14 protein-coding genes are annotated in these 9945 nt (G+C 31.3%); 9 read left to right on the forward strand and 5 right to left on the reverse strand.

Going from position 1 to position 9945, the window contains the following annotated elements; genetic code table 11:
• Positions 1-60: 60 nt before the first annotated feature.
• The 4 genes from purU to ABYI63_RS12820 all read left to right on the forward strand — a co-directional run bounded on the left by purU (position 61) and on the right by ABYI63_RS12820 (position 2170).
• A complete protein-coding gene (purU, locus tag ABYI63_RS12805; RefSeq protein ID WP_372756745.1) occupies positions 61-915 on the forward strand; it encodes a formyltetrahydrofolate deformylase in 855 nt (284 codons plus the stop codon).
• 34 nt (positions 916-949) lie between these two features.
• Positions 950-1657 (forward strand): DUF4197 domain-containing protein, encoded by a 708-nt coding sequence (locus tag ABYI63_RS12810; RefSeq protein WP_372756746.1) that lies wholly within the window; start codon positions 950-952, stop codon positions 1655-1657.
• Positions 1658-1767: 110 nt separating this feature from the next.
• Positions 1768-1959, forward strand: coding sequence for a Lacal_2735 family protein (locus tag ABYI63_RS12815; protein WP_372756747.1), 192 nt, complete (start codon positions 1768-1770; stop codon positions 1957-1959).
• Between the two features lie 73 nt (positions 1960-2032).
• On the forward strand, positions 2033-2170 hold the full coding sequence (locus ABYI63_RS12820; RefSeq protein ID WP_372756748.1) for a hypothetical protein: 138 nt from the start codon (positions 2033-2035) through the stop codon (positions 2168-2170).
• Positions 2171-2257: 87 nt separating this feature from the next.
• Here the strand turns inward: ABYI63_RS12820 and pyrF are convergent, their stop codons facing one another.
• Complete coding sequence (pyrF, locus tag ABYI63_RS12825; RefSeq protein WP_372756749.1) at positions 2258-3073, reverse strand: orotidine-5'-phosphate decarboxylase; 816 nt, start codon at positions 3071-3073, stop codon at positions 2258-2260.
• A gap of 75 nt (positions 3074-3148) precedes the next feature.
• Positions 3149-4225, reverse strand: a complete 1077-nt coding sequence (gene prfA / locus ABYI63_RS12830; RefSeq protein ID WP_372756750.1) for a peptide chain release factor 1 — start codon at positions 4223-4225, stop codon at positions 3149-3151.
• Between the two features lie 263 nt (positions 4226-4488).
• On the opposite strand from prfA, the gene ABYI63_RS12835 reads away from it, so the two are divergent.
• The 5 genes from ABYI63_RS12835 to rpe all read left to right on the forward strand — a co-directional run bounded on the left by ABYI63_RS12835 (position 4489) and on the right by rpe (position 7785).
• Positions 4489-4866 (forward strand): hypothetical protein, encoded by a 378-nt coding sequence (locus tag ABYI63_RS12835; protein ID WP_372756751.1) that lies wholly within the window; start codon positions 4489-4491, stop codon positions 4864-4866.
• Positions 4867-5056: 190 nt separating this feature from the next.
• The gene (locus ABYI63_RS12840) at positions 5057-5431 is read left to right on the forward strand and encodes a hypothetical protein (RefSeq protein WP_372756752.1); all 375 of its coding nucleotides are present in this window, start codon (positions 5057-5059) and stop codon (positions 5429-5431) included.
• Between the two features lie 195 nt (positions 5432-5626).
• Positions 5627-6490 (forward strand): RNA polymerase sigma factor RpoD/SigA, encoded by an 864-nt coding sequence (locus tag ABYI63_RS12845; protein ID WP_042497104.1) that lies wholly within the window; start codon positions 5627-5629, stop codon positions 6488-6490.
• A gap of 163 nt (positions 6491-6653) precedes the next feature.
• The gene (locus ABYI63_RS12850) at positions 6654-7055 is read left to right on the forward strand and encodes a BLUF domain-containing protein (RefSeq protein ID WP_372756753.1); all 402 of its coding nucleotides are present in this window, start codon (positions 6654-6656) and stop codon (positions 7053-7055) included.
• A gap of 67 nt (positions 7056-7122) precedes the next feature.
• Positions 7123-7785 (forward strand): ribulose-phosphate 3-epimerase, encoded by a 663-nt coding sequence (gene rpe, locus ABYI63_RS12855; RefSeq protein WP_372756754.1) that lies wholly within the window; start codon positions 7123-7125, stop codon positions 7783-7785.
• On the opposite strand, the gene ABYI63_RS12860 is transcribed toward rpe, so the two are convergent.
• The 3 genes from ABYI63_RS12860 to ABYI63_RS12870 form a co-directional block, all read right to left on the reverse strand.
• A complete protein-coding gene (locus tag ABYI63_RS12860; RefSeq protein ID WP_372756755.1) occupies positions 7782-8198 on the reverse strand; it encodes a CBS domain-containing protein in 417 nt (138 codons plus the stop codon). The genes rpe and ABYI63_RS12860 overlap by 4 nt on opposite strands.
• Before the next feature lie 36 nt (positions 8199-8234).
• On the reverse strand, positions 8235-8666 hold the full coding sequence (locus tag ABYI63_RS12865) for a CBS domain-containing protein (RefSeq protein ID WP_372756756.1): 432 nt from the start codon (positions 8664-8666) through the stop codon (positions 8235-8237).
• A gap of 68 nt (positions 8667-8734) precedes the next feature.
• Positions 8735-9586: a zinc-dependent peptidase gene (locus ABYI63_RS12870; protein ID WP_372756757.1), complete on the reverse strand. Its 852-nt coding sequence runs from the start codon at positions 9584-9586 to the stop codon at positions 8735-8737.
• Between the last annotated feature and the right edge of the window lie 359 nt (positions 9587-9945).

A 9945-nucleotide genomic window follows, 5' to 3' on the forward strand; every position in this document is an offset into this window, starting at 1 on the left:
CCCAACTGCACGGTATTTAATTTTTAGGTTAATTTTGACACTGAATCATTTTAAAATAGCATGCAGAAGATTACCATTTTAATACACTGTAAAGACAGACCAAATATTATTGCAACGGTTACCAATTTTATTGCTGAAAAACAAGGTAATATTATTTATATCGATCAGCATGTAGACAGGGAACAAAACATCTTTTTTATGCGTTTAGAAAGTGAATTTGTTCATGAAACATTTTCTGTAGATGCTTTTAGAGATGCTTTCAAAAACACCTTGGGTGACAATTTTGGTATGAAATGGCGCATTTATTCTTCGTCTAGAAAACCAAAAATGGCCTTGTTTATTTCTAAATACGACCATTGTTTATACGATTTATTAGGACGCTATAATTCAGGCGAACTGCATTTAGAAATTCCGTTTATAGTTAGTAATCACCTAGATTTAAAATCAATTGCAGATAATTTTAAAATTCCTTTTTACCATATTCCAGTTACTAAAGACACTAAGGAAAGGGCTGAACAACAACAATTGGAATTACTAGAAACTCATAAAATAGATTTCATTGTACTTGCTAGGTATATGCAAATAATTTCAGGAAAATTAATTGCCCGGTACCCAAATAAAATAATAAACATACATCACTCTTTCTTACCTGCATTTGTGGGTGCAAAACCATACCATTCTGCATTTAAACGTGGTGTAAAAATAATAGGTGCCACTAGCCACTATGTAACTGAAGAATTAGATGCTGGCCCAATAATTGACCAAGGTGTTGCCCGTGTATCTCATACACATTCTATTGAAGACTTAATAGCTAAAGGTCGTGATTTAGAAAAAATAGTTTTAGCAAACGCCGTTAAGCTCCATACTAACCGAAAAGTAATGGTTTACAACAATAAAACCGTTATTTTTTCTTAATTACCTATATTTACCACTCTTAAAATCTCATATCATGATACGTAAAATTTTATTTATTTCCCTTATTTTCAACCTTACAGCTTGCGCACAATTACAACAAGTTATAGATCAATTACCGCAAACTAACACTGTGCTAAGTAATACTGATATTGCTTCTGGATTAAGACAAGCATTGGATTTAGGTATTGAAAAACAAGTAACTAAACTTACACAAACCGATGGGTTTTACAAAAATGACCTTGTTAAAATTTTATTGCCGGAAGAATTGCAAAAAGTAGATAAAGGTTTAAGAAATATAGGCTTAGGAAATTTAGCTGACGAAGGGATAAAAGCGCTTAACAGAGCTGCTGAAGATGCAGTAAAAGAAGCTACCCCAATTTTTGTTGATGCGGTTAAAGACATTACGTTTGCTGATGCCAAAAATATATTGTTGGGCAATGATGATGCTGCAACAGAATATTTAAATACCAAAACAAACAGCGCTTTATATGAAAAGTTTAATCCAGTTATAAAAAATTCTTTTAGTAAAGTTGGTGCCGACGAAATTTGGAAGAACCTAATTACGAAATATAATGCTATACCTTTTACTTCCGATGTAAATCCCGATTTAACAGATTACGTTACAAGTGAAGCACTAAAAGGAGTCTATACAATGATTGCTGTAGAAGAAAAAGAAATTCGTAATAATTTGAACTCTAGAAGCACCGATTTATTGAAAAAAGTATTTGCGCTTCAAGATTAAGAAGAGGAATCTTATGGTTATTTTTTTAGTTGTTGAAAAAAAATTAATTTTTTTTTCGCACTTCTGAATAAAAAATGTATATTTAAATACTTGTTATTCAGACAGATACTATGAACGCAAATGAAATCATAAAAAACCGACAAAACAAGCTTAAGGAACGCTACAAAGAGCTAATGGAACAAGCTTACAATTTCCGCCAAACAGATTCGGTGCGCAGTGATCTTGCAGAATATCGCGCTATGAGACTTCTTAACAAGTTAAATGCGTTGCGCTATTTCTCAAGAAACCAATTAAACCTTTAAATTTTTATTAATTCTTTAACCTTTACTTTACGTCTAAAACTCATAAACTTACGTACTTTATATAAAACAAGTTATGAGTCCACATTTTTGTAAAGTAGGGAAAATTAAGCCTAACCTATCCAAGTTAATTAGCTTAAAAGAATTTGAAACATTAATTTCAAACTTTGTAGAAGACATTTCAATTGTAGATTACCCCAAAAACGTTACATAATATTCATTATTGAATTAAATAACGAATAACCTCTCGGAAACATTCGAGAAAATTTGTTATGTATTTTAGTAACTAGTAAATAAAATACTATTTGGATAGAATAGCCTGCATTTCTTGCTGAAGTTCTGCTGCCTTTTTAGCTGCAATTTCTGCAAAATCTTCTTTATTTGAAGCATATAGAATTCCTCTTGACGAATTTATAAGCAATCCAACAGTATCAATCATACCATACTTGCAAACATCTTGTAAATTTCCTCCTTGTGCACCAACTCCCGGTACTAATAAAAAACTATTTGGTATTATTTTTCGAATATCTGCTAAATATTCTGCTTTTGTAGCCCCAACAACATACATCAGATTTTCAGAATGTTTCCATGTTTTTGAAGTTTCTAAAACTTGTTTGTATAACTCCATGCCATCCACACTTTTGGTTTGAAAATCGAAAGCTCCTTGATTAGATGTTAAAGCCAATAATATGGTGTGTTTGTTTTCAAAAGCTAAAAAAGGTTCTACAGAATCTTTCCCCATATAAGGCGCCACCGTAACCGAATCAAACTCTAAATCCTCAAAAAAAGCTTTAGCATACATGGTACTCGTATTACCAATATCACCACGTTTTGCATCGGCAATAGTAAAAATTTCTGGATGGTTCTCGTTTAAATAATGAATCGTTTTTTCCAAGGCTTGCCACCCCTTTAAACCATAGGCTTCATAAAAAGCTGTGTTAGGTTTATAAGCCACACACAAATGATTTGTGGCATCAATTATCGCTTTATTAAATGCAAATATAGGGTCTTCTTCTTTTAAAAGATGTTGAGGAATTTTAGTTAAATCAACATCCAATCCAATACATAGAAAGGATTGCTTTTTTTGGATTTCAGAAATGAGTTGGGTAGTTGTCATATTTTAATTTGTCACTAATTCGCTAATGTTCTTCATATTCGTTGAAAAATATTAGTGAATTAGTGGCATTTATTTTTAAATCACATCATTATTAGCTTTTAACTTTTCAGTGTTCTCTGCTAATTGAAGTTCGTCTATAATTCTTTGAATATCTCCATTTACGATATTAGATAAATCGTAAAGCGTTAAACCAATTCTATGATCGGTTACACGCCCTTGTGGGTAATTGTAAGTTCTAATTTTAGCACTTCTATCTCCCGAAGTTACCATAGAACCACGTTTTGCTGCATCAGCTTCATTTTTCTTAGCTAATTCCATTTCGTATAAGCGAGAACGTAATACCTTAAAAGCCTTTTCTTTATTTTTATGTTGCGATTTTTGATCTTGACATTGCGCTACCAAACCTGTTGGAATATGTGTTAATCGCACTGCCGAATAAGTGGTATTTACAGACTGACCACCAGGACCCGACGAACAGAAAAAATCAATTCGCACTTCTTTTGGGTTAATTTCCACATCAAATTCTTCAGCTTCTGGAAATACCATAACAGTTGCGGCACTTGTATGTACCCGACCTTGTGTTTCTGTTTGTGGCACACGTTGTACACGATGCACACCAGCTTCAAACTTTAGGGTTCCATAAACATCTTCACCTGTAACTTCAAACTGAATTTCTTTAAAGCCACCATTGGTACCTTCACTAAAATCCACAGTATCAACTTTCCAACCTTTACTTTCACAATATTTGGTGTACATTCTAAACAAATCACCTGCAAAAATACTCGCTTCATCACCACCTGTTCCAGCACGCAATTCCACAACGGCATTTTTGGAATCTTCAGGGTCTTTAGGGATTAACAGAAATTTTATTTCGTCTTCTAACTTAGGTATACGCTCTTTGGCCTCTTCAAACTGCATTTTGGCCATGTCCACCATTTCGGCATCTGCACCTTCAGAAATAATATCTTCAGCCTCTTTTAAATTATTAGTAACTTCAATATACTCATCGCGCTTTTCCATAAGCACCTTTAAATCTTTGTACTCCTTGTTTAATGCGATGTAACGTTTTTGGTCTGTCATGATATCCGGCTGAATAATTAAATCACTCACCTCGTCAAAACGTTGCTTTACTATTTGTAACTTGTCTAACATTTACCTTTTTAAATTGTGCTGCAAAAATACGATAATTTATGAATTTATAATAGTTGATGTTTGAGTATTGAAAACTATGTTAATATTCTACATTTATACATTAAAAAAATGACTTCTAAGAAGTAAAAAATCATTCAATTAAAATTTAATTTTAAGATTGTTTTGTTAAAAAAAAAAAAAAAAAAACTAACTTTAATTAATGTTTGCAAAAAAAATTAAGGACGTTTGTTTATTGTTTTAACTTTAATTTAAGAACGAAGAATATGAAAACCAAAATCTTTCTGCTTGGCATTTTCTACATATTCACTTTTACTACTTATGGCCAGCGCGATAAAAGCATGGAAATTGAAATAAACACCATAACCAAAGAATTAAAAGTTACAACAGAAAACCTCGAAGATTTGAAAAATTTTGACTGGAATATTATTACGGAAATGTTTCAAGAAAATGATGAAAACGAAGAAATAGCACTTGCTTTCAGTTTTGAGAACAAATCAGAATTAAATAAAGCAAAAGTTCGAATTGACAACTTTAAAATGAAGATAACAGGAAAGGGATCTAATCTAGAAAAACTGACTTCAAGACTCAAAAAATCTTTTGAAAAATTAGATAAAATTGATGGTCAATATATAACAGACTAAAATAGTAAGTTTTTAAATAACTGTATTCATTCTTAACAAATGTTGATTATTTTACTTCCCAGATTCTAATCTTCATTTTACAAATACCCGCATACAACCACGCAACTGTTTAGCACTTAAAAAACACCACAAAAAACGTTAAACCTTGTTAAAAATTTGCTTTTCTGCTCATTTTCATTATATTACTAAGATGATTCAAGAAGACAAAGAAAAATATTCAGACATTTTAGAGAACTCAATTACTTATTTGGAAAATCGGGGTTTTGAAAATATAAAAGCCGACATAGATGGTTATGAAACCCCAAAATCGTACGCAAAAGCAGGAAGTGATATTACCATAACACCAGATATAGTTGCCGTAAAGGAAGGTAGAAAACATTATTTTGATATTAGTTTAAAATCTGAAAAACCAAATTTATTAAAATCAAAATGGTTATTTCTTAACGAACTAAGCAAACTAAAAGCTTCTAGATTTAGGTTAATTACATCACGTGGCCATTATGCATTTACCCAAGAAATGCTGGATGCTACCAACCTGAATAAAAAGGTTTTAATAAAAATATAAGCGCTTTATTGAAAATTAAGTAATAGCTATTTACAATCACTTTTGGATGTGTTTTAGCATAATTAGTGAAAAATAAACTAAGACATTTTACTAGCATTAAAAAAATAAATTTAAATTTTTGTAACAAAATCTGTTATTTGCACGTATAACCACTGAATAATAATATTCACCATAAAACTTACAGGAGAACTTTAGATGAGACAACTTAAAATTACGAAGCAGGTTACCAACAGAGAAACCGCCTCGTTAGACAAATATCTTCAAGAAATTGGAAAAGTTGACTTAATTACCGCAGACGAAGAAGTAGAATTAGCACAGCGTATCAAAGCTGGCGATCAAGTAGCTTTAGAAAAATTAACCAAAGCTAATTTACGTTTTGTTGTATCGGTAGCTAAGCAATACCAAAATCAAGGTTTAACGTTACCCGATTTAATTAATGAAGGTAATTTAGGTTTAATTAAAGCCGCACAACGTTTTGATGAAACACGTGGTTTTAAATTTATATCATATGCTGTATGGTGGATTCGTCAATCGATTCTTCAAGCTTTGGCTGAGCAATCTCGTATTGTACGTTTACCATTAAATAAAATTGGTTCTATTAACAAAATTAATAAAACATTTGCGTTTTTAGAGCAAAGCCACGAGCGTCCGCCTTCTGCTGAAGAAATAGCGAAAGAATTAGATATGACTATTAACGATGTTAAGGAGTCTATGAAAAATTCTGGCCGTCACGTAAGTATGGATGCACCTTTAGTAGAAGGTGAAGATTCTAACTTATATGATGTATTAAACAGTGGCGAATCTCCAAACCCAGATAGAGAGTTACTACACGAATCTTTACGTACGGAAATAGAGCGTGCTTTAGAAACATTAACGCCTCGTGAAGCTGACGTTATTCGTTTATACTTCGGTTTAGGAAACCAACACCCAATGACTTTAGAGGAAATTGGTGAAACGTTTGATTTAACTCGTGAGCGTGTTCGTCAAATAAAGGAAAAAGCGATTAGAAGATTAAAACACACTTCTAGAAGTAAAATATTAAAAACCTATTTAGGATAGTAATTGCAGTTAATTACGACTAAATTAAAGTAACAAACAGTTACACATAACTGTTCGTTTTTTGATTGATGAAAGAACCCTCGGCTGATTACCGGGGGTTCATTTTTAAATTCGTAAATTACTCCTCTATAAAATATTTAAAAATCTCCTATTTTCATTGCTGATGCTCAAAACCATCTGTTATACAAGCAAATACACAGAAGACATTTCTACATTTAATTTAGAAATGTTATTTCATAAAACAAGATTAAATAACAACAACTTTAATATTAAAGGAGTTTTGGTAGCTAAAAACAATCGGTTTTTTCAAATTTTAGAAGGACCTGAGACTATTTTGGACGCCTTATATTTTTCAATTAAAAAAGATACAAGACATCATGAAATTAATGAAGTATTAAATACTTATATTTCAGAGTATTCATTTGAAAATTTTGGAACAGGATACAATACAATCCAACGTATTGAATCTTTATTTGGACTGCAATCCTATTTAAGTTCTCCTGCCATTAATAACATTAATAATGCCTCTTTATTTTTATCTACAACCGAAAATTTTTTCAAATAATTTTTGATATTAGTAGCATTCACTATTAATTCATATACTTTTGCATCAAATTAAATTATTATAATAAATGACTTCTAAATTAATAGCGCCTTCATTACTTGCAGCCGATTTTGCAAACCTTCAACGTGATATTGAAATGGTAAACAAGAGTGAAGCAGATTGGTTTCATATAGATATTATGGATGGTGTTTTTGTGCCAAACATTTCTTTTGGAATGCCTGTATTACAAGCCATTACTAAACACACAACTAAAACTGTTGATGTACATTTAATGATTGTAGATCCGGATAGATATATTAAAACCTTTGCCGATTTAGGAAGCGACATTTTAACTGTTCATTACGAAGCATGTCCGCATTTACACCGCACAATACAAGCAATAAAAGCGGAAGGCATGAAAGCTGGCGTATCTTTAAACCCGCATACCAATGTAAATGTTTTAGAAGATACTATAAACGATATTGATATCGTGCTTATTATGAGTGTTAATCCTGGTTTTGGTGGTCAAAGTTTTATTGAAAACACATATAGCAAAGTAAAACAACTGAAAGAACTTATTAAACGTAAAGGTGCCTCAACTCTTATTGAAATTGATGGAGGTGTTACTTCAGCAAATGCAAAAGCCCTTAGTGATGCTGGTGCAGATGTTATGGTTGCCGGAAGCTTTGTTTTTAAAAGTCAAAACCCTATTGAAACTATTAAGGAACTTAAAACGCTTGTTAATTCTTAATATTGTTTGATAAAATAATTTAACAAATCGGTTGTTGTTACAATCCCTATCAATATACTATCATCCACTACCGGAAGTGCATGAAACTCCTTTTTAGCTAAAATTTCAGCAGCTTCTTTAATAGTTGTTTTACTGGTTATACTAATAATATTTTTGGTCATAACCTGTTCTATGCTGAAGGTATTATAAACAATGGAATCCACATTATGTTCATCATCTGAGACATCTGAATAACTTATTCTCAACAAATCTGAATAACTTAACATTCCAATAACCGACTCTGAATTAACTACGGGTATGTGTCTTATTTTATACCTTTTAAATAACGATTCTGCGTATTGTAAATCATCTTCACGAGTTAGTGCAATAACATTTCTACTCATTATACTCTCTATTGTTTCTGCTTTTTTCATGACAAACTATTTAAAAAATATGGGTATTCAGATAAATTAGAATTGGGTCAATAAATACTTTATTAAATCGGTTGTAGTTACAATTCCTACCAACTTGTTATTATCTACAACAGGTAATGCATGAAACTCTTTTTCTGCTAAAATTTGAGCCACCTCTCTTATAGAATTGGAAGTAGAAACTGTTACAATTTGCCGTTTCATAATTTGTTTTATGGTAAACATATTATATACTAGTGCATCGGCATCTGAATCTGCTTCAGGGTTGATACTGTCGGTTATGTCGGCAAAACTAAGTCGAAGTAAATCTGTATAACTTAACATCCCAACAACTGCACCTGCAGAAACAATAGGAATGTGTCTAATATGATGTTTTTTAAAAAGATGCTCCGCTGCTTCTAGACTATCGTTCTTTTTTAGCGTAATGACAGGAGAAGTCATTATCATCGAAATTGGTGCTTTTCGTATCATGACCTTTTAGTTTTAGTTTTACTAAAGTTATTGAAATAAAACTATGAAAACTATGATTTAAATCATGATTAATAGCCTGCAACCCTAAAGTTTAGCATTTGTTTAACCTTGTCGTAAACGTTGGGAAATTGAGCCCGAAACACTTGAGGGGTTTCTATAAAATTCTCAATTATTACAGCTAAAAATTCAAATTGATTTGTAAAAGCATATTTCCTAAAATAATCTGATGCTAGCAACTTGTTTCTTAGGATTTCATTCGAAGCTAACAATTCAGACAACTCTTTGAAAGAATCACTAAAAATAGTAGAACTAACATCTCGCTCTTTGATACTGTTTATGTGGATAGCGTGTGTAAATTCGTGTATTCCTAAATTTATATTATCATTTCCAACTGTGTAGCCATTTACAAAATCTTCCCATGAAAAAACCAATGTCTCAAATTTAGGATTGAATTCACCTTTATGAAAATCTTTATTTGTATTGGAGTAAAAAGCTCTTGGATACACTATAATTGTAGAAATTAATCCAATATAAAAATCACGAAAACCGAAAGTTAACATAACAGCGGTTGCAGATATTAAAACGCGTATATCTTCAGTAATAAGAAGTCCGTCTCTACCAATAAATTTTTTATCTTCTATAAACGAAGCTACCCGATGTTCAAAATATTTTTTCTCCTTACTATTAAGTTTTTTATAGAATAAAAACTGATGTTCTAAAACGGCTATTTGCTCATGATTTAAACGCTTCAACCGGAAGTAAAAATGATTGTATAACGGCTTTTTAACTTTCAAAACATAACCCATTTCTATCATTTTAAAAGCATAATACAAAATGATATAGGCTAATGCTACAAACAGAATTCCAAGAATTATTTTGCTGTTTAAATTATAGTCTTTAGCAATTAGTAGGATTTGCATCAAGTATAAACGTATGTTTTTAAATTTAATTACATAACACAGCTAATTTACAAAACCTTGGCATATAATCACTAAGATAATTTAGAAGCCACTGCATTAATAAATTATTAAATAATTTTCCTCACTACCAATAAGCCCTGTTTTTATAAGCTAGAGTTAACAAAGAAAAATATTTAGGAGTAATTCCCTACCCTGTTGTAACCAGAAGTATTTATACCAAATAATCCTTCATTAATAAAGCAGCGCCTAAAGCACTTTCGTTTTTACAGTCTGATATTTTGATGGCAATATTGGGTTTTAATAGTTTTAAAAACTCGATAAAAACCTCATTTTTATTAAATCCTCCCGAGATATAAACA

Origin of the sequence: Mariniflexile sp. (genome assembly GCF_041583155.1) — a bacterium.
Classification (GTDB): domain Bacteria; phylum Bacteroidota; class Bacteroidia; order Flavobacteriales; family Flavobacteriaceae; genus Mariniflexile.

Excerpts from the sequence above, each read along its gene's own strand:
- ABYI63_RS12835 (WP_372756751.1), top strand. The coding sequence starts at position 4,489 with ATGAAAACCAAAATCTTTCTGCTTGGCATTTTCTACATATTCACTTTT.
- purU (WP_372756745.1), top strand. The coding sequence starts at position 61 with ATGCAGAAGATTACCATTTTAATACACTGTAAAGACAGACCAAATATT.
- prfA (WP_372756750.1), bottom strand. The coding sequence starts at position 4,225 with ATGTTAGACAAGTTACAAATAGTAAAGCAACGTTTTGACGAGGTGAGT.
- pyrF (WP_372756749.1), bottom strand. The coding sequence starts at position 3,073 with ATGACAACTACCCAACTCATTTCTGAAATCCAAAAAAAGCAATCCTTT.
- rpe (WP_372756754.1), top strand. The coding sequence starts at position 7,123 with ATGACTTCTAAATTAATAGCGCCTTCATTACTTGCAGCCGATTTTGCA.
- ABYI63_RS12820 (WP_372756748.1), top strand. The coding sequence starts at position 2,033 with ATGAGTCCACATTTTTGTAAAGTAGGGAAAATTAAGCCTAACCTATCC.
- ABYI63_RS12850 (WP_372756753.1), top strand. The coding sequence starts at position 6,654 with ATGCTCAAAACCATCTGTTATACAAGCAAATACACAGAAGACATTTCT.
- ABYI63_RS12810 (WP_372756746.1), top strand. The coding sequence starts at position 950 with ATGATACGTAAAATTTTATTTATTTCCCTTATTTTCAACCTTACAGCT.
- ABYI63_RS12870 (WP_372756757.1), bottom strand. The coding sequence starts at position 9,586 with ATGCAAATCCTACTAATTGCTAAAGACTATAATTTAAACAGCAAAATA.
- ABYI63_RS12840 (WP_372756752.1), top strand. The coding sequence starts at position 5,057 with ATGATTCAAGAAGACAAAGAAAAATATTCAGACATTTTAGAGAACTCA.
- ABYI63_RS12860 (WP_372756755.1), bottom strand. The coding sequence starts at position 8,198 with ATGAAAAAAGCAGAAACAATAGAGAGTATAATGAGTAGAAATGTTATT.
- ABYI63_RS12845 (WP_042497104.1), top strand. The coding sequence starts at position 5,627 with ATGAGACAACTTAAAATTACGAAGCAGGTTACCAACAGAGAAACCGCC.
- ABYI63_RS12865 (WP_372756756.1), bottom strand. The coding sequence starts at position 8,666 with ATGATACGAAAAGCACCAATTTCGATGATAATGACTTCTCCTGTCATT.
- ABYI63_RS12815 (WP_372756747.1), top strand. The coding sequence starts at position 1,768 with ATGAACGCAAATGAAATCATAAAAAACCGACAAAACAAGCTTAAGGAA.